This is a genomic window from Gordonia insulae (assembly GCF_003855095.1).
Taxonomy (GTDB): domain Bacteria; phylum Actinomycetota; class Actinomycetes; order Mycobacteriales; family Mycobacteriaceae; genus Gordonia; species Gordonia insulae.
On record NZ_CP033972.1, the window covers coordinates 5,137,716 to 5,155,644 of the forward strand.

15 protein-coding genes, 4 tRNA genes and 1 pseudogene are annotated in these 17,929 nt (G+C 68.3%); 15 read left to right on the forward strand and 5 right to left on the reverse strand.

Translation table 11 applies throughout. The features are described from left to right. Positions 1-82 precede the first annotated feature (82 nt). The 3 genes from menD to D7316_RS23470 all read left to right on the forward strand — a co-directional run bounded on the left by menD (position 83) and on the right by D7316_RS23470 (position 3,478). Entirely contained in the window at positions 83-1,759 is a 1,677-nt protein-coding gene (menD, locus tag D7316_RS23460; protein WP_124710406.1) for a 2-succinyl-5-enolpyruvyl-6-hydroxy-3-cyclohexene-1-carboxylic-acid synthase, read from the forward strand. A gap of 163 nt (positions 1,760-1,922) precedes the next feature. Then, positions 1,923-2,816 carry a type IV toxin-antitoxin system AbiEi family antitoxin domain-containing protein gene (locus D7316_RS23465; protein ID WP_124710407.1) on the forward strand — a complete coding sequence of 298 codons (894 nt, stop codon included), beginning with the start codon at positions 1,923-1,925 and terminating at the stop codon, positions 2,814-2,816. Positions 2,817-2,932: 116 nt separating this feature from the next. Next, positions 2,933-3,478, forward strand: coding sequence for a DUF3592 domain-containing protein (locus tag D7316_RS23470; RefSeq protein ID WP_124710408.1), 546 nt, complete (start codon positions 2,933-2,935; stop codon positions 3,476-3,478). Here D7316_RS23470 and D7316_RS23475 read toward each other — a convergent pair. Beyond that, entirely contained in the window at positions 3,430-4,044 is a 615-nt protein-coding gene (locus D7316_RS23475) for a Type 1 glutamine amidotransferase-like domain-containing protein (protein WP_124710409.1), read from the reverse strand. The genes D7316_RS23470 and D7316_RS23475 overlap by 49 nt on opposite strands. 144 nt (positions 4,045-4,188) lie before the next feature. Here D7316_RS23475 and D7316_RS23480 point away from each other — a divergent pair. Together D7316_RS23480 and D7316_RS23485 are read left to right on the forward strand one after the other, a co-directional pair. Continuing rightward, positions 4,189-5,339, forward strand: a pseudogene (locus D7316_RS23480) (glycosyltransferase family 4 protein). A 73-nt stretch (positions 5,340-5,412) separates the two neighbouring features. Further along, positions 5,413-6,111 (forward strand): demethylmenaquinone methyltransferase, encoded by a 699-nt coding sequence (locus D7316_RS23485; protein ID WP_124710410.1) that lies wholly within the window; start codon positions 5,413-5,415, stop codon positions 6,109-6,111. A gap of 52 nt (positions 6,112-6,163) precedes the next feature. On the opposite strand, the gene D7316_RS23490 is transcribed toward D7316_RS23485, so the two are convergent. Then, positions 6,164-7,438 carry a geranylgeranyl reductase family protein gene (locus D7316_RS23490; RefSeq protein WP_232017045.1) on the reverse strand — a complete coding sequence of 425 codons (1,275 nt, stop codon included), beginning with the start codon at positions 7,436-7,438 and terminating at the stop codon, positions 6,164-6,166. A 101-nt stretch (positions 7,439-7,539) separates the two neighbouring features. Between D7316_RS23490 and D7316_RS23495 the strand changes: the two genes are divergently transcribed. From D7316_RS23495 to D7316_RS23505, 3 genes are all read left to right on the forward strand, one after another. Then, positions 7,540-8,559: a polyprenyl synthetase family protein gene (locus D7316_RS23495; RefSeq protein WP_124710412.1), complete on the forward strand. Its 1,020-nt coding sequence runs from the start codon at positions 7,540-7,542 to the stop codon at positions 8,557-8,559. 170 nt (positions 8,560-8,729) lie between these two features. Then, positions 8,730-9,584, forward strand: a complete 855-nt coding sequence (htpX, locus tag D7316_RS23500) for a zinc metalloprotease HtpX (RefSeq protein ID WP_124710413.1) — start codon at positions 8,730-8,732, stop codon at positions 9,582-9,584. Between the two features lie 140 nt (positions 9,585-9,724). Continuing rightward, a complete protein-coding gene (locus D7316_RS23505) occupies positions 9,725-10,648 on the forward strand; it encodes a phosphodiesterase (protein WP_232017046.1) in 924 nt (307 codons plus the stop codon). Between the two features lies 1 nt (position 10,649). On the opposite strand, the gene D7316_RS23510 is transcribed toward D7316_RS23505, so the two are convergent. Together D7316_RS23510 and D7316_RS23515 are read right to left on the reverse strand one after the other, a co-directional pair. Continuing rightward, positions 10,650-12,068 (reverse strand): stealth family protein, encoded by a 1,419-nt coding sequence (locus tag D7316_RS23510; protein WP_124711537.1) that lies wholly within the window; start codon positions 12,066-12,068, stop codon positions 10,650-10,652. A 525-nt stretch (positions 12,069-12,593) separates the two neighbouring features. After that, on the reverse strand, positions 12,594-13,085 hold the full coding sequence (locus tag D7316_RS23515; RefSeq protein ID WP_124710414.1) for a YajQ family cyclic di-GMP-binding protein: 492 nt from the start codon (positions 13,083-13,085) through the stop codon (positions 12,594-12,596). Positions 13,086-13,236: 151 nt separating this feature from the next. Here D7316_RS23515 and D7316_RS23520 point away from each other — a divergent pair. The 5 genes from D7316_RS23520 (at position 13,237) to D7316_RS23540 (ending at position 15,233) form a co-directional block, all read left to right on the forward strand. Next, positions 13,237-13,317: transfer RNA gene (locus D7316_RS23520), tRNA-Tyr, on the forward strand. Positions 13,318-13,442: 125 nt separating this feature from the next. Further along, a tRNA-Thr gene (locus D7316_RS23525) sits at positions 13,443-13,515 on the forward strand. 20 nt (positions 13,516-13,535) lie between these two features. Then, positions 13,536-13,609, forward strand: a tRNA-Met gene (locus tag D7316_RS23530). 94 nt (positions 13,610-13,703) lie between these two features. Next, positions 13,704-13,871 carry a 50S ribosomal protein L33 gene (gene rpmG / locus D7316_RS23535; RefSeq protein WP_003929651.1) on the forward strand — a complete coding sequence of 56 codons (168 nt, stop codon included), beginning with the start codon at positions 13,704-13,706 and terminating at the stop codon, positions 13,869-13,871. Positions 13,872-14,150: 279 nt separating this feature from the next. After that, on the forward strand, positions 14,151-15,233 hold the full coding sequence (locus D7316_RS23540; protein ID WP_124710415.1) for a fused (3R)-hydroxyacyl-ACP dehydratase subunits HadA/HadB: 1,083 nt from the start codon (positions 14,151-14,153) through the stop codon (positions 15,231-15,233). A gap of 16 nt (positions 15,234-15,249) precedes the next feature. On the opposite strand, the gene D7316_RS23545 is transcribed toward D7316_RS23540, so the two are convergent. After that, the gene (locus D7316_RS23545) at positions 15,250-16,221 is read right to left on the reverse strand and encodes a DMT family transporter (protein WP_124710416.1); all 972 of its coding nucleotides are present in this window, start codon (positions 16,219-16,221) and stop codon (positions 15,250-15,252) included. On the opposite strand from D7316_RS23545, the gene D7316_RS23550 reads away from it, so the two are divergent. Then, the gene (locus D7316_RS23550) at positions 16,220-17,656 is read left to right on the forward strand and encodes an aminotransferase-like domain-containing protein (protein WP_124710417.1); all 1,437 of its coding nucleotides are present in this window, start codon (positions 16,220-16,222) and stop codon (positions 17,654-17,656) included. The two genes, D7316_RS23545 and D7316_RS23550, sit on opposite strands and share 2 nt — an antisense overlap. Positions 17,657-17,845: 189 nt before the next feature. Next, positions 17,846-17,918 (forward strand) — tRNA-Trp (locus tag D7316_RS23555). Positions 17,919-17,929 lie beyond the last annotated feature (11 nt).

Here is a 17,929-nt window from a genome sequence, read left to right on the forward strand (position 1 = left end):
ATCCTGCCGCAGTCACGTGACCGACACCACTGTCGATCGGGCAGCGGCGGGCTTTGTGGGCAGGCGTCCTACGCTGGACTCCATGAACCCCTCGACTCTGCAGGCGCGGGTCATCGTCGACGAGATGATCCGATGCGGTGTGACCGAGGCGGTGCTGTGTCCGGGGTCGCGCAATGCCCCGTTGGCGTTCGCGCTGCATGCCGCCGACGTCACCGGCCGATTGCGTCTCCACGTCCGGATCGACGAGCGGTCGGCCGGATATCTCGCGCTGGGTCTCGCGGTGGCCTCACGACAGCCGGTGCCGATCGTGATGACCAGCGGAACCGCGGTCGCCAACATGTCGCCTGCGGTGTTCGAAGCGAACTACGCGCGCGTCCCCCTCGTGGTGGTGAGCGCCAACCGGCCGTACGAACTGCTCGGGTCTGGTGCCAATCAGACGGTCGAACAGTTCGGCATCTTCGGCACGCAGGTCCGGGCCGCGATCAGCCTCGGCCTGGCCGAACAGGACCTCGACACCAACAGCCAGTGGCGGTCGGCGGTCGGCCGCGTCCTCGCCGCCGCGCGCGGTGCGCGCACCGGCAACGCGGGTCCGGTGCAGTTCGACATCCCGCTGCGCGAACCGCTCGTCCCCGACCGTGCGGCGGGCCCGGACGACGATCTCGGTGTCTTCGCGGGGCGTGCCGGGGGTCTGCCGTGGACCCAGGCGCCGGTCGGCAAGCTCGACGTCCCGTTGCCCATCGATCTCTCGCTGGACACCGTGGTGGTGTCCGGTCACGGCGCGGGCGAACATCAGGCGCTCGCGGGGATACCGACGGTGGCCGAACCTACTGCGCCGCTTGCGCATACGCCGCTGCACCCCTTGGCGCTCAACTCGCTCAGGCCGCAGCAGGCGATCATCTGCGGACGGCCGACCCTGCATCGTGGCGTGTCCAGGCTGCTCGCCGACCCCGACGTTCGCGTCTACGCACTCACCACCGGGCCGCGCTGGCCGGATGTGTCCGGCAATGTGTTCGCGACGGGTACCCGGGTGGAGCCGAACGGGGAACCGCGCGAGGACTGGCTCAAGGAATGCGCGGCGGTCCAGCAGCGTGCGCTCAGCGCGGTCGACGCCGAGCTCGACGCGCTGCTCGTCGACGGCCCGGCGTCGACCACCGGCCTGCACGTCGCACGGGTCGTCAGTGCCGCGGTCCGCCCGGGCGATCAACTGGTCGTCGGGGCCAGCAACCCGATCCGCGACGTCGCGCTGGCCGGTCGGGTCACCGAAGGCGTGCGGGTGTTGTCGAACCGGGGGGTCGCGGGTATCGACGGCACCAACTCGACGGCGATCGGTGCGGCGCTCGCTCTGGACCGCGCCGCGCCCGGGGCCCGCACCATCGCGCTGATGGGCGACCTCACCTTCATCCACGACGCCACCGGCCTGGTCATCGGTCCCGGCGAGCCTCGGCCGTCGTCGCTGCGGATCGTCGTGGCCAACGACGACGGCGGAGGCATCTTCGGCCTCCTCGAGCAAGGCGATCCGCGGTTCAGCAGCGGCCCCTACGCGGGCTCGTATGAGCGCGTCTTCGGCACGCCCCATCGCGCCGACCTGGCGTCGCTGTGCGCCGGCTTCCACATCCCGCATCGTCGGGTGGGGCTGGCGGAGCTGTCGTCGGTGCTGGGTGAGCCGGCTCCTGACGGCGGCGTCGAGGTCGTCGAGGTGAGCACCGATCGCGCAGCGCTGCGGGACGTGCATTCGGCGATCGCGGCGAGGTTGGGGTAGGCGGGTCCTCCCGGGGGCCGGCCCGTTCTGGCCGCACCTGTCGTCTCTGGCCGCAGTTGCGGCCCCTGGCCAGAACCCGAAACTGCGGCCAGAACGACGACTGGAACGCCCGAGGGTGCCGTCGCGTCTGATTGGCATGTACATCGCGGATGATCATGGGTTCGTGCATCGTGCCGATGCGGCACACATCGTCGGCGACGGCCGACTGCGGCGGGACGTGGGCGACGGCGTACTCGAGCGCGTCTGGCGCGGTATGTACCGGTTCTCCGACGACGCGCCGTCGCATGCGGACGAGCACTATCGCGAGCGGGTCATCGCCGCAGCCGTCGCCGGCGGAGATGAGCGGAGTATCAGCCATTCATCGGCAGCGGCCGTACACCGGCTCCGCCTGCTCGACCCCGATCGCAGGGTGGTGCATTTCGTCACCAAGACGGGTGGTCGAGAGACCGCCACGTTGTTCGTACACCGCGATCGGCGGCTGCTGCCCTCCGACATCGAGATCGTTGACGGCGTGCAGGTGACCACGCTCGCGCGGACGGCGGCCGACGTCGCGCGGGCGGGCACATACGCGCAGGCGGTCACCGTGCTCGATGCCGCCCTCGCCCGCGGTGTCAGCAAGGCGGCCCTGGAGGTCCACGTGCGGCGCGGTCACCGGCAACACGGAGTGACGATGCTTCGCAGTGCGTCGGCAGTGGCCGATGGACGCTCGGAGAGCGTTGCCGAATCATTCAGCCGTGCCGTGATGCTCACGTTCCCGGACGTTCCGGCGCCGGAGATTCAGGTGGAGATCTGCAACGACGAAGGTCAGTTCGTTGCGCGGGTCGACTTCCTGATCGCGGGAAAGGTGGTGGGCGAGATGGACGGCCGAGCGAAGTATCGCAGCGAGACATACGGTCGGGACCTCGAGCAGGTGCTCTACGAGGAGAAGCTGCGTGAAGATGCCTTGCGCGACCTCGGTTACGGAATCGTGCGCTGGTGCTGGCAGGACCTCGTACACCCCGAGCGCCTGCACACCAAGGTCAAGCGGGCTCTCGAACGTGCGAGGCGGGTCCCGTGACCGAAAGTTCGTGAAGTTCTGGCCGCACCTGTCGTGTCCGGCTTGCGACGCGAACTGCGGCCGGAACCCATAGGTGCGGCCAGGAGTCGCCGTGAATCCCCGGTTACGCTGGGGGCGTGAATCCGACCATCCTGCGCCGTGTACAGATCGTGCTGCTCGTGGCCGGCATGGTCGTGACCACGATGGGGTTGGTCCTGGTCGCGGGCTGTTATCGCAATGACCAGCAGATCGACGCGAACCGGGCGATGGTGATGGCCGACGTGGTGTCGGCGGACCGGCTGCACGCCGCGGTCAATTTCCAGACCCCCGACGGCCAGTTCCACAGTCCCCGCCTCGGCCTGCTGTACCCGACCGAGCTGACCCAGGGCCAGCGGATCAGCGTCGAGTACGACGTCATGAATCCCGACCTGGCGCGACCGGCGGGCCGGAGCTGGACCCTGGCGATCATCCCGGCCATCTCGATCGCGGTGGTCGGGTGGCTGATCGTCGGTGCGGTGATGATCGCCCTGGCCGAGATCAATCGCCGGATGCTGTCGCGTTCCTCCCCTGCGGACGACGGTGACGCCGTTGAGGGCGATGCTGACCGGGGCAACGGTGACCGGGGCGAACAGGTTCAGGACGCGATCACCGACCGCGAATCCCCCGAGACCAGCAACGCCTGATCATCGTCGAGAAAGCGCAGCCGATACCGGTCGGCGTAGCGGCCGCGGAGTTCGTCGACGACGGCGCGGCCGCTGACGATGCCGTCCGCGTGAGGCACCACCACCTCATCGATCCACCCGAGACCGGCGGTCGACTCCAGGCCGGTCGCCTCGGCCGGGTCGTCGAGCAGACCCAGCGGTTCGATGTCCGGCCCCACGACGCACGCACCGGCGCTGGCCCCGAGGTAGGGGAGTCCGGCGAGCACGCGAGCGGTGAGGATGTCGGCGCACCCGTTGCGTCGCATCGCGGCGAGCAGATGAAAGACGTTCCCGCCGGACACGAACACCGCATCGACGTCGTCGAGCGCGGCTGACAGTTCGGCCCCCGACATCGACTCGATGTCGAGATCGGTGGTGTCGAACCCCTGGTCGCGCAACGTGCGGCGATCCAGGTCGACCCATGCGCGATCGGAATAGATCGACGAGGCGGTGGGGATGAAACCGACGCGCGCGGCCGGGCCGGTGCGGGTGATGAGGAACTCGGGCACCGCGCCGAGCCATCGACTCAACAACAGCATCTCGGCCATGGCACCAGCGTGCCACGACGGCCAGGACAACTGATTTCCCGATTCCGGCGAGCGGAAACCGCGCTGCGAGAGTTCATCGGGTGTTCGCGTCCGGATCACCGAGTATCGGGTACATAGGACAGCCGCGGGCGTGACCATGGGGTCATGCGGGTAGCGATCGTTGCCGAGAGTTTCCTGCCGCAGTGCAACGGAGTGGTCAATTCCGTCCTGCGGGTCGTCGAGCATCTCGAGAAGACCGGCCACGAGGCGGTGGTCGTCGCACCGGACACACCGCGGGGGCAGGCATCCGCACCGACGCTGGTCGGTCGCCGGACACCGGTCCACCTCGTCCCGTCGGTGATGGTGCCGAAGGTGACGTCGCTGCCGATCGGGGTGCCGACGCCGTCGCTGTACCGGACGCTGCGCGACGTCGATCCCGACGTGGTGCATCTGGCGTCCCCGTTCGTGATCGGCGCGGCGGGCGCGGTCGCCGCCCGGCGCCTGGACCTGCCGTCGGTGGCGGTGTTCCAGACCGACGTGGCGGGTTTCGCCGAGAGTTACGGGCTGGCGGTCACGTCGCGACTCGCCTGGCGCTATACCCGGAGGCTGCACGAGATGTGCGACCGTACCCTCGCGCCATCTACCGAGACGCTGAAAACGCTTGCTGCGCATGGTGTGCCACGACTGCATCGGTGGGGTAGAGGCGTCGACGTCGAGCAGTTCGATCCGGCCCACGTCGATCCGGGGCTGCGCGCCGACTGGTCGACGGGTCGTCGGGAGCCGTTGTTGGTCGGTTTCGTCGGGCGACTGGCCCCGGAGAAACACGTCGAACGCCTCGCGTCGGTCGCCGACGATCCGTCGGTACGACTCGTCATCGTCGGGGACGGGCCCGAGCGGGCGAGGCTCGAGGCCCTCATGCCGCACGCGGTGTTCACCGGTGAACTCCGCGGCGCCGAACTGGCCCGGGTCTACGCGAGCCTCGACGTCTTCGTCCACGCGGGGAGCACGAGACGTTCTGTCAGACCATCCAGGAGGCGATGGCCAGCGGCCTGCCGGTGGTCGGGCCGGACGCGGGTGGTCCGCGCGACCTGGTCGGGCATTGCCGGACCGGCTACCTGTTGCCCCCGGGCGAGTTCGCGGAGCGGTTGCCCGCGGTTCTCGACGTCCTGCGCGACGGTGGCCTGCGCACCGAACTCGGCCGCGCTGGACTGGCGGCGGTCCGGACGCGGACCTGGCCCGCGATCTGCGCACAGCTGGTCGATCATTATCGAGCCGTGACCTGCGGCGACGTGACTGCTCGGCCGCTCGCCAGCTGAGCGTCGGCGGTCCGCGGAACGCAACGGGTCGGCGGTGGCGACCGGTGGTCGCGCGGCCGGTAGCGTTGTGGCCATGGGAACCGGCTCGCAGGAACGCGCAACCCTCGACAAGGATCCGGCCGAGGTTGCGGCCATGTTCGACGGCGTGGCCAAGCGCTACGACCTGACCAACACGGTGCTCTCATTCGGCCAGGACCGCGGGTGGCGCAAGAAGACCCGCAAGGCCCTCGACCTGCGACCCGACGACGTGGTGCTCGACCTGGCCGCGGGTACCGCGGTGTCGACGGAAGAGCTCGCGACGTCGGGGGCGCACTGCATCGCCGCCGACTTCTCGCTCGGCATGCTCAAGGCCGGTGCCGACCGTAACGTACCCAAGGTCGCAGCGGATGCGCTCGCGCTGCCGTTCGCCGACGAATCGTTCGACGCGGCCACCATCTCCTTCGGACTACGCAACGTGCACGATGCACCCAAAGGCCTCGCCGAGCTGCATCGGGTCCTGAAACCCGGTGGGCGACTGGTCATCTGCGAGTTCTCCACCCCGACGTTCCGCGCGTTCCGCACCGTCTACATGGAGTACCTGATGAAAGCGCTGCCCGCGGTGGCGACCAAGGTGTCGAGCAATCCGGCCGCATACGTCTATCTCGCCGAATCGATCCGTGCGTGGCCCGACCAGACGCATCTGGCCGCGCTCATCCGCTCGGCCGGTTTCTCCGACGTCTCCTGGCAGAACCTCACCGGTGGGATCGCGGCGATCCACTCGGCCGTGCGCTGAGCAGCGGCATGCGAGGTGCGGCCTTGCGGACGCAGGCGTCGCGGGGTCGGGCTCAGCGAAATGGCGGGCGGTCGTCGATGCGCGTCGAGACCCGGCCGGCCGTGCGCCAGGCCCGGGCGACGAGGTCGGCGTCCTCGGGGGTGATGAGGTTGCCCATGACGCGCACGACCAGCGACATCAGCCGTGCGGACCGGATGCCGGGGCGGCCCAGCGTCGGGACCGCCTGCGGCACGGTGAGCACCCCGGCGAGACGTCGGGCGGCGGAGAACGCCAGGCCGTAGTGCTCGACGAGGATGTCGGTCCAGCGGGTGGTGTGGTCGGGGGAGCGGCGGGTGTCGTCGATGAGTTCGACGGCCAGCCGTCCGGTCTCCATCGCGTAGTCGATGCCTTCGCCGTTCAGCGGGTTCACACACGCCGCGGCGTCGCCGATCAGCATCCAGTTCGGTCCGGCGACCCCGGTGACCGCGCCGCCCATCGGCAGCAGCGCCGACGTGATCCGTTGCGGCGGGCCGCCGATGGCCCATTCGTCACCCACCATCCGCGCGTAGTGCTCGAGGATGGGCCGCAACGCCATGTGGGCGGGGCGTTGTGCGGTTGCCAGTGCGCCGACGCCGACGTTGAGGAGGCCGTCGCCCGCGCCACCGAGGGGGAACACCCAGCCGTATCCGGGTAGGAGCGCGCCGTCGGGGCCGCGGAGTTCGAGGTGTGAACCCATCCAGTGGTCATCCGCGCGGCCGGACGGGACGTATGCGCGGGCGGCGACGCCATATGCGGTGTCGCGGTGCCATTCCCGGCCCAGCGCCTTGCCGAGCGCGGAGCGCACCCCGTCGGCGACGATGACGTCGCGAACCGCGATCGCCGCAGGGCCGTCGGCGCTCTCGACGATCACCTCGTCGATCCGCCCGTTGCTCATCGTCACGTCGACAGCCTTGGCGCCCTGGATCATTCGCGCTCCCCGCGCCACCGCGTGCACCCGGATCGCCTCGTCGAACTCGACGCGGGAGACCGCGCTGCCGTAGGCCGGGAACCGGCCGGACGGCCAGTGCACCAGTTGCTGTGCGCCCCAGCCGTGCAACGCGAGCCCGTCGATCCGCGGGCGGTCGTCGAGGTAGTCGCCGAGCCCGAGATGGTCGAGTTCGGCGACCGCCCGCGGGGTCAGCCCGTCGCCGCAGGTCTTGTCCCGCGGAAAGGTGGCCGCGTCCAGCAGCACCACGTCGTGGCCGGCGGCCGCGGCATGCGCCGCGGCCGCCGATCCACCCGGGCCGGCGCCGACGACGAGGACGTCCGCACGCCCAGGTATCCGGTGCGGGGGAATGTCGCTACTCACCCGACCAGTATGTCGGCACGGCCGAACGACTAGGCTCGGCAGCATGGCAGCCGTGCCCGATGGCCGGTTGCGACCGACGTCGAGATGGAGCGGCAGAGCGCGTGAAGTCCACATTCGCCGGGCTGGACCTGGGTACCGATGAGTTCGCGGACACGGTCCGGACATCGTTGGCGCAGGTCGAGGACCTGTTGCTGACGGAGTTGTCGTCGGGGGACGAGATCATGACCGAGGCGGCCACACACCTGGCCAAGGCCGGCGGCAAGCGCTTCCGCCCGATGTTCGCCATCCTCGCGTCGCAGTTCGGCGCACAGCCGCGCTCCGGCGCGGTGATCACGTCGGCCACCGTCGTGGAGATGATCCACCTGGCCACGCTCTATCACGACGACGTGATGGACGAGGCCCAGCTGCGCCGCGGTGCGCCGAGCGCCAACGCACGGTGGACCAACAGCATCGCCATCCTGTCCGGCGACTTCCTGTTCGCCCGCGCGTCGCGACTGGTGTCGACCCTGGGGCCGGAAGCGGTGCGGATCATCGCCGAGACCTTTGCCGAGCTGGTCACCGGCCAGATGCGCGAGACCGTGGGCCCGGCCGTGGGTGCGGACCCGGTGGAGCATTACCTGAAGGTGGTGTGGGAGAAGACGGGATCACTGATCGCGGCGGCCGGCCGCTTCGGGGCGATGGCCGCCGACGCCACCCCCGACGACGTCGAGCGGCTCTCGAAGCTCGGCGACATCATCGGCACGGCCTTCCAGGTCTCCGACGACATCATTGACATCTCGTCGGTGAGCATCGACTCGGGGAAGACCCCGGGCACCGACCTTCGCGAGGGCGTGCACACGTTGCCCGTGCTCTATGCGTTGCGCGCCGACGACGCGGCCTCGGCGAAACTCCGTGGACTCCTGATCGACCCGGAGACCGGTGGAGCGCGCCCGGTCACCGACGACGCGGCGGTGGCCGAGGCCATCGAGGTGCTCAACGGGTCGACGGGGATGGCGGCCGCGCACGACCGGCTGCGCGCGTATGCCGACGAGGCGCAGGCGGTGCTGGCCCAGCTGCCCGACGGTCCCGCCCACGGGGCGTTGTCGTCGCTGGTGCGGTACACGATCGATCGGACGGGATAGCCGGTCCCGTACCCGGCTCGGCCACGATTGCGGCACCTCTCGGACAGCGAGCGCCGGTGTCATCGCTGTGAGGTGGCTGTGGGTGGAAACTCTGCCGACCCCCTGTTCGTTTGCAAGAGTGATGGCACCCAGGCGACGTACGCCGGGTCGATGCTCAGAACGAGGAACAGATGCACTTCAATGGCCTGAAGACGGCGGCCCTGATGGGGTTGATGTCGGCGATCATCGTCGGGATCGGCGCGCTTTTCCGCAGTCCGATGATCCTGCTGCTCGCGGTGCTCGTCGCCGTCGGGACCAACGCCTACGTCTATTTCAACTCGGCCAAGCTGGCGTTGCGGTCGATGCACGCGCAGCCGGTCACCGAGGTCGAGGCGCCGGTGCTGTACCGCATCGTGCGTGAACTCGCGACGACCGCGCGTCAACCGATGCCGGCGCTCTACATCAGCCCCACCGAGTCGCCGAACGCGTTCGCGACGGGTCGCAATCCGAAGAACGCCGCGGTGTGCTGCACCGCGGGCATCCTGCGACTGCTCGACGAGCGCGAGTTACGCGCGGTTCTCGGGCACGAACTGTCGCACGTCTACAACCGCGACATCCTGATCTCGTCGGTGGCGGGCGCGATGGCGTCGATCATCACCGGCCTGGCGAACTTCGCGTTCTTCTTCAGTGGCAACCGCAACAACGGCCCCGGCATCCTCGGCGTCCTGCTGATCACCTTCCTGGGCCCCCTGGCGGCGACGCTGATCAAGATGTCGGTGTCGCGGTCGCGCGAGTACCAGGCCGACGAGTCGGGTGCCGAGCTCAGCGGCGACCCGCTCGCGTTGGCGTCGGCGCTGGCGAAGATCAGCGGTGGCATCGATCAGGCGCCGCTGGCCCCGACGCCGCAGATCGAGTCGCAGTCGCACCTGATGATCGCGAACCCGTTCCGCGGTGGCGGGGTCGCGAAGATGTTCTCGTCGCACCCGCCGACGCCCGACCGCATCGCGCGACTGCAGGAGATGGCCCGACGGTCGGGCCGGGGGTAGGCCGGTTCCGGTCCCGGCGCGTCGTGCCGGTGACCCGCCCGGTCCGCTGAACCGACCGCCGGCCCGCAGACACGTCTACGCTGGGAGACATGCAGTCGCCGATCGGCCCTGCACATCGGGCGGGCGGAAGCAGGAGACCGATGAACGACGGGGGTCCAGGCGGTATCCGGATGTCGGAGTACCCACATCCGTCTCATCTGATCCTGCACCTGAGCGACACACATCTGGTCGGCGGTCCCGGCCCGCTCTACGGCGCTGTCGACAGCGAGGTGACACTGCGTCAGATCCTCGCCGAGGTCGAGGCGTCACATGCGCGCCCCAACGCCTTGCTGTTCACCGGAGACCTGGCCGACCGGGGAGAAGCGGTCGCCTACCGGAAGTTGCGGTCGATCGTCGACGGGGTCGCCGATTCCATTGGTGCCCAAGTCATCTGGGCCATCGGAAACCACGACGATCGTGCGAACTTCCGCACCGAGCTGCTCGACGAGCCGCCCTCGGTGGCGCCGGTCGACCGTGTGTACGACGTCGACGGACTCCGCATCATCACACTCGACACCTCGGTGCCGGGGCACCATCATGGCGAGATCTCCGACGAGCAGCTGGCGTGGCTGGCCGCGGAGCTGTCGGTGCCCGCGCAGCACGGCAGCATCCTCGCCATGCACCATCCGCCGGTGCCGTGTGTGCTCGACCTCGCCGTCCTGGTGGAGCTGCGCGACCAGGACCGACTGGCCGATGTCGTCCGGGGCAGTGACGTGCGGTCCATTCTCGCCGGTCACCTGCACTATTCGACGACGGCGATGTTCGCCGGCATCCCGGTCTCGGTTGCGTCGGCCACGTGCTACACCCAGGATCTGACCGGGCCGGCGGGCGCGTTGCGTGGCCGCAACGGTGCCCAGGGATTCAATCTGGTGCACGTCTACCCGGAAACCGTCGTGCACTCGGTGGCCCCGGTGGGCGACTACGACACGGTGGGTGAATATGTGTCGTCGGCGGAGACCCGGCGTCGGCTGCGTGAGGGCGGAGTACGCATACCCGGCCCGGAGACGCTGACCCTGAGGCGCTGAGTCAGCCGGCTTCCCAGGGCGCTGGGATCGGGAAGTAGTTCTGCAGGAACTGGGTGACCTTGATGGCGCGCTTGTCCAGGTCCACCTCCGGCGTGCTGCCGTCGTTGAGGCAGAAGAAGTCCATCGATCGCTTCTTCAGGAGCGAATCCATCTGCCGGAAACCCGATGTGACGGTGGTGTCGACGTACTTCACCTTGGCCGAGCGCTGCACCACCGCGCGGCCGCTCATGAGCGCGTAGTAGTGATACAGCGAATTGGTGACCGAGATGTTGGTCTCGGCCCGGAAGGTGCTGGCCGCGGTGGCGGCGAACTCGGTCGGGAACCTGGCCTCCATCTCCGCCATCACGCTCTTGCGCAGCGGCGTCGCCGCGTGCTCGAGATGGCGGGTGGTCACCAGGCCGAACCGATCGCTGAGCAACCCGCGGTTCACCCGTGCGGAGTTCTCGAAGCCGCTGCGTTGATCGTTGTTCGATCCCAGTCCGATCCGGATCGGGGCCTCGATGAACATGCTCACCCCACCTGGTGAGAAGAACATCTGGGGGGCCACCGACCGACCGAAGAACATGTCGTCGTTGGAGTACAGGAAGTGCTCGGCGAGGCCGGGGATTCGGTGGAGTTGGGACTCGACGGCCTGCGAATTGTGGGTCGGCAGCACCGAGGGGTCCGCGAAGAAGTCCTCACTGGGCACGAAGGTCACCCTGGGGTCGTCGGAAAGCCATGCGGGCCTTGGTGAGTCGGTGGCGACGAAGATCCGCCGGACCCAGGGCGCGTACATGTGCACGCTGCGCAGGGCGTACCGCAACTCGTCGATCTGGCGGAACCGGGCCGCGGAGTCGTCGCCCTCGCCCACGACGTAACTCTGCATTCGCTTGGCGCGCTGGGCTTGCCACTCCTCGGAGGACCCGTCCACCCAGGAGAACACGAGATCGATGTCGAACGTGATGTCGGAGGCCTGGTGGGCGAACATCGTGTCGAACGTCGGCCACGTGCGACCGAACCTCTCGACCTCGCCGCGCACCGCCTCTCGCGACGACACCTGCCGTCGGGTCAGCGAGTTCGCCACCGGCAACAGCAGATCATCGCCGTCGGTCGCCCACAGCTCGATCTGCACACCGGTCGACGCCCCGTACCTCATGCCGCTGGCCAGGTGGACGCGCGGGCGGAACACCCGGAACACCCGCGCCTTGCGGTGCGTCGACAACGTGCCGTCGGAGACCAGGGAGAGTCGACCACGTTTGGCGCCAACGGTTTTCGCGTAGAACGGATGGCCTGCACATGCGACGGCCAACGCCGACCGGAGTTGCTTGCGTTGCGCCCAATCGATGGCCAGGACCGGGCGTTCGTCGTTTCCTCGCACCAGCAGATAATCGATCCCGGCGTTGTCGAGTGCGTCGCGGATGAACAGGAGGTCATCGACCATCGCCTCGTGCGGCGTGGTGTCGGTGTTGATCAGTGCGAGGCGGCCGTCGAACCGGACCACGTCGGAAGTGTGTTCGTCGGGTGCCGACGAACGCGCGGTGCCATGGCGCGAATCCTGCTCCGGTGTGGCGAAGTAGACATCGATCGGGGCGGGAGAATGTGTGATGGGTGGCCTTCCGGATGCTCGCCGCAACGCGCGACCTGTTCAGTCTAGTCCCTGGTCAAGGGGTGATCTCGATCCGCGATCAGAAAGGGGAGGACTTCCGCTGGTCGAGTAGGCCCGAGCCGCTAGGCGAGGGGCGTATCGAGGCCGGGTGCGGTGATCTCGATACGCGGCCTCGGCTGGCGCCTCGGCCGCTACTCGATCAGCGGGAGGGGGCCGCCCGCTACTCGATCAGCGGGAGGGGGCCGCCCGCTACTCGATCAGCGGGAGGGGGCCGCCCGCTACTCGATCAGCGGGAGGGGGCCGCCCGGTACTCGATCAGCGGTAGGGGCCGGCTGCTACTCGATCAGCGGGAGGGAAGGCCTAGCGGTAGTTCACGAACTGCAGGGCGATCCCGAAGTCCTCGCCCTTGAGCAGCGCGATGACGGCCTGCAGGTCGTCGCGCTTCTTGCTCGACACGCGCAGTTCGTCGCCCTGGATCTGTGCCTTGACGCCCTTGGGTCCCTCGTCGCGGATCTTCTTGGAGATCTTCTTGGCGTGGTCCGAGTCGATGCCCTGCACCAGGTTGCCGCTGATCTTGAACGTCTTGCCGGATGCCGCGGGTTCGCCGGCGTCGAAGGCCTTGAGCGAGATGTCGCGGCGGATCAACTTCTCCTTGAAGACCTCGAGGCCGGCCAGCGCGCGCTCCTCGGCGTCGGAGGTGATCACGATGGTCTCCTCACCGGACCAGTCGATGCCGGTGTTGGTGCCGCGGAAGTCGTAGCGCTGCGACAGCTCCTTGGCGGCCTGGTTGAGGGCGTTGTCGACCTCCTGGCGGTCGATCTTGCTCACCACGTCGAACGATGAATCAGCCATGACCGACACCCTAGCGTCCCGCCGGCCGCCGCCCGATGACCGCCCTCGTGCAAGTGCGTCATCTACCAGCGGGTTTGCACTCACATGGTCGGTTCGTTGTATTCTTCACGGCGTTGTTCTTACGGCCGGTGACCGGCCCGACGGACGGCACGGCAGGTTGCCCGAGCGGCCAAAGGGAGCGGACTGTAAATCCGTCGCGCAAGCTACATAGGTTCGAATCCTATACCTGCCACAACGTGGTCCACGCTGAACTCATGGCGCTCGCCACCGGTCGCTGACCAGCGATTTGGTGAGCGCCTGGGTTCGTGTGTAACCTCGTTAAGGCTCTCGAACAGGCCCTCGGGATTGTTCGGGTACGCCCCCTTAGCTCAGTCGGCAGAGCGTTTCCATGGTAAGGAAAAGGTCGACGGTTCGATTCCGTCAGGGGGCTCGATGGACCCCAGTCCACATGGCGGTGTAGCTCAGCTGGTTAGAGCGCACGACTCATAATCGTGAGGTCGAGGGATCGAGTCCCTCCACCGCTACACATCGGTGCCGACCAGCACGGCGCCGACAACCCTGGGCCGTCGCCGAGAGGCTGCCGAGCCCGCCCCGTACCACCCGAAAGAAGGCAACGAAGTGGCCTCCTCAACAGATGTCCGCCCCAAGATCACCTTGGCGTGCGAGGTGTGCAAGCACCGCAACTACATCACGAAGAAGAACCGTCGCAACGATCCCGATCGCCTCGAGATCAAGAAGTTCTGCCCGAACTGTGGCAAGCATCAGGCGCACAAGGAGTCGCGCTGACGACTCCGTCGTCGGAATCGCGATAGCGATCGACGGCTTTTGGCATACACGCGGGCTACCTCTGATGAAGAGGTGGCCCGCAGCCATTACCGTGGCAAGGGGATGCCGTCACGGGTCCCCCACAGAGTACGAACGGCAGTACACAACGAGCGGTAGCGACGGGTTGCCCTCCGCGAGCAGCACCCCTCCCGCTGTGGACCACGCCCGGCCCCTCGCCGACGAGGGTCGGTCCACGAGATTCCGGCCATCGGGTATGGCCGAGCAAAGGAGCGGCATCCGATGACGATCACCGAAGCCGAGATACAGGAACGGATCGAGGCCTTGAAGAGCGGCGTCAAGCTCACGCCCGACGAGATCGCGGCCCACACCACGCAGATGGTGGGCTTCAACTACACGGTCGACGACTACTACGAGGTCGGCCGTGAAGAGATCCGCAAGCACGCTCGTGCCGTCCAGGACGATCACCCCGTGCACTGGAACGAGGCCGCTGCCGCCGAGATGGGTCACGACACCCTGATCGCGGCGCCCACGTTCGTGTCGGTGCTCGGCATCATCGCCCAGCGTCGTCTGTTCGAGGACGTCGTCACCGGATACGACCTGTGGCAGATCATGCAGACCGACCAGCGCCTGGTGTTCCACAACCCGATCAAGGTCGGCGACCAGCTCATCTGCGACGTCTCCCTCGACTCCTTCCGCCAGATGGCCGGCACCGACGTGATGATCACCAAGAACATCATCTGGAACCAGCGCGACGAGCCGGTCATGACGACCTGGACCAGCCTGGTCGCGCGGCCGGCCGTGGAGGCCGACCCCGACGTCCTGGACAAGCTCGAGCACGTGATGATGAAGGTCGATCGCGAGCCGGATCTGCCCAAGACCGTGCACGGGCCGTTCGATCGGTACGACCGGCCGGACCCGCAGGTCGCACCGAAGGCCTATTCGGCCATCGACTTCGACGATCTGTCCGTCGGCCAGGAACTGCCGCCGATGACCAAGACGCTCACCCGCGGCAACCTCGTCAACTACGCGGGCGTCGCCGGTGATCCGAACCCGATCCACTTCTCCGATGAGGTCGCCAAGGTGATCGGACTGGAGACGGTGGTGGCGCACGGCATGCAGTCGATGGGTCTCGGTGCCAGCTTCATCAGCAGTTTCGTCGGCGATCCGGCAGCCATCTTCGAGTACAACGTGCGGTTCACCAGCCCGGTCTACGTACCGGCCGAGGGGTACGCGCAGGTCGACTTCACCGGCAAGGTGAAGTCCCTGGACCCGGAGACCCGCCGTGGCGTCATCGCGATCGTCGCGAAGCAGGGGGATCGGAAGATCTTCGGTCGCGCGCAGGCGCACGTGCAGTTCAACTGATCCACCCGCATACAGGTCACCCCAGCGCGGCGCGAGATGGTTCGTCCATCGGACGCCGCGCTGTCGTGCTGGGTGGGGTCGTCGTGACCCGGCTGCGCACGGCGAACGCGGCACATCCGATCACTGCGGCGCCACCGATCACCATGGGGACCGTCAGTTGCTCGCCCAGGAACAACACGGCCCATGCGACGGTCAGTACCGGCTGCACGAGTTGGACCTGGCTGACGGTCGTCATCGGCCCGATCGCCAGTCCGCGGTACCAGGCGAAGAATCCCAGGAACATGCTGACGGCCGAGAGGTAGCCGAACGCCATCCACTGGTGTGCGCTCGCGTGGGGCAGATGCCCGCCGGTGACGGACACCGTCGCGATGAGCATGGCCGGGAGTGCCAGCAGCAGCGCCCAGCAGATGGTCTGCCAGGCCCCGAGTTCACGCGCCATCACGCCACCCTGCGCATAGCCGATCGCGGCCAGCACGACGGCGCCGATCAGGTACAGGTCACCGATGCCCGGGGCCTGGATTCCGCCGTGTCCGGCGACGGTGAACACGACCGTCGCGAGCACCCCGAGGGCGGCACCGATCCAGAAGCGTCGGGCCGGCCGCTCGTGGGTGCGGGCCACCACAACCAGCGCCGTCGCGGCCGGCAGCACGCCGATGACGACGGCCGAGTGCCCGGCGCCGACGTCGCGCAGGGCGAGCGAGGTGAGGATCGGGAATCCGGCGACCACGCCCACCGACACGGGGACCAGTCGCAGCCACTGGGATGCGGTCGGCAGCGTGGCCCGGCCGATGGACAATGCGATCGCTGCCAGCACGGCAGCGACGACGGCACGGCCGCAACCTATGAACAGCGGATCGAGACCGACCACCGCGACACGGGTGAAGGGCACGGTGAACGAGAATGCGACCACACCGAGCAGGCCCCAGAGCAGTCCGGTCCGCGGTAGCACCGCGGATACTTTCGCGATAGCGCTACTATCAGTTCTCATGTCCGACGATAGCAGTGACCGAATCGCGCGTCACCTCCGTTCCCTCGCGCTTGCCGCCGAGCCGGGGAGCAGGCTGCCCTCGACGCGTGCGCTGGCCGCGCGGTTCGGCGCCGGTCCGGTCACGGTGCAGCGTGCACTGGCCGTGTTGGTGAGTGAGGGGATCGTCGAGACACGTTCGGGGCTGGGCACATTCGTTCGCGGACGATCGGCACCGGCGACTCGCGCCGATGTTGCCTGGCAGACGGCCGCGCTCGGTCCGGAGCGGGGTGGTCCGTCCCCGGTCGGATCGTCGATGCGTCAGATCCCGCACGACACCATTGCGATGCACAGCGGCTACCCCGACGCCGACCTGCTACCGATCCGCGAGATCCGGAGCGCATTCGCTCGTGTCTCCCGTGGCGCCGGGGGAGGAGCGAGCGGGCCGGGGCGATACCGCCACGACGCCTTCCAGCGCCCGCCCACGGCCGGGCTTCCCGATCTCCGCCGTTGGTTCGTCGACGACCTCGGCGCCGACGGCTGGCGCGACACCGACGCCGTCATCGCCTCGGGTGGGCAGGCCGCCCTCGCCGCGACGTTTCGTGCCCTGGCGGCACCGGGTGATCCGATCGTGATGGAGTCGCCCACCTACTGGGGTGCCATCGCGGCGGCGCGGCAGGCGGGTCTGGTGATCGTGCCGGTGCCGCGCACCGACGGCGCACCGAGCGACGCCGACCTCGACGACGCGTTCGCATCATCGGGTGCACGGCTCTGCTACGCCCAGCCCACCTATGCGAATCCGACCGGCGATGTGTGGACGGCGACGCAGCGCGCCCAGGTGTTGGATGTGGTGCGCGCGCATCGGGCGTTCATCGTCGAGGACGACTGGGCGCACGACTTCGCGATGGAGACCCCGCCGCGACCGTTGGTGTCTGCCGACACCGACGGACATGTCGTCTACATCCGGTCGCTGACGAAGAGTCTCTCGTTGACGGTCCGGGTGGCCGCGGTGCTCGCGCGTGGCCCGGCCCGCTCGCGCATCGAGAACGCGCTGACCGTGTCCGACCTGTACGTCTCCCCGGTGCTGCAGGCGGTGGCGCTCGACGTCGTGTCGCGGCCCGGGTGGCGCACCCACATCCAACGGCTCCGGCGCGCTCTGCAGCTGCGCCGCGACACGCTGGTGGACGAGCTCGCCACCCGTGCCCCGCAGATCGACGTGGCCCGACCGCCGCGTGGCGGGCTGAACGTATGGGCGGAACTGCCCGGTCACGGTTCCGACGGCGCGCCGACGGATCCGGAGCTCGTCGCGGCACGCACCCTCGGCCGCGGACTGTCGATCTCACCGGGCGGGGAGTGGTTCCCGACCGAGCCGACGGGTCCGTTCATCCGGCTCAACTTCGCCGCCGCCCCGCCCGAGCGCTACGCCGAGGCCGTGGAGATCCTGGTGGGTGCGTTGTGACCGGTGGACAGGAGCAGTTCCGGGGCGTTTTGGGTTAGACGGTGCGGGTGATCTACACTGAAGTGTCTGGATTGGCTCAGACTTGCGCGCTGCCCAATAGGGTGGCGCGTTGGTTTTGTCGGGAGGTTTCCGGCGGAGGCGATCGAGATGGCAGCTGTACCGTGGCGTCGAGCCGCGAAACAGTCGCAAAGGGGCGTAGCTCAACTGGCAGAGCAGCGGTCTCCAAAACCGCAGGTTGCAGGTTCAAGTCCTGTCGCCCCTGCCCTGGTGAGG

Coding starts and splice junctions, on each gene's coding strand:
- htpX (WP_124710413.1), top strand. CDS start 8,730: ATGCACTTCAATGGCCTGAAGACGGCGGCCCTGATGGGGTTGATGTCG.
- D7316_RS23505 (WP_232017046.1), top strand. CDS start 9,725: ATGAACGACGGGGGTCCAGGCGGTATCCGGATGTCGGAGTACCCACAT.
- D7316_RS23545 (WP_124710416.1), bottom strand. CDS start 16,221: ATGAGAACTGATAGTAGCGCTATCGCGAAAGTATCCGCGGTGCTACCG.
- D7316_RS23485 (WP_124710410.1), top strand. CDS start 5,413: ATGGGAACCGGCTCGCAGGAACGCGCAACCCTCGACAAGGATCCGGCC.
- D7316_RS23515 (WP_124710414.1), bottom strand. CDS start 13,085: ATGGCTGATTCATCGTTCGACGTGGTGAGCAAGATCGACCGCCAGGAG.
- D7316_RS23510 (WP_124711537.1), bottom strand. CDS start 12,068: ATGGTCGATGACCTCCTGTTCATCCGCGACGCACTCGACAACGCCGGG.
- D7316_RS23540 (WP_124710415.1), top strand. CDS start 14,151: ATGACGATCACCGAAGCCGAGATACAGGAACGGATCGAGGCCTTGAAG.
- menD (WP_124710406.1), top strand. CDS start 83: ATGAACCCCTCGACTCTGCAGGCGCGGGTCATCGTCGACGAGATGATC.
- D7316_RS23475 (WP_124710409.1), bottom strand. CDS start 4,044: ATGGCCGAGATGCTGTTGTTGAGTCGATGGCTCGGCGCGGTGCCCGAG.
- D7316_RS23550 (WP_124710417.1), top strand. CDS start 16,220: ATGTCCGACGATAGCAGTGACCGAATCGCGCGTCACCTCCGTTCCCTC.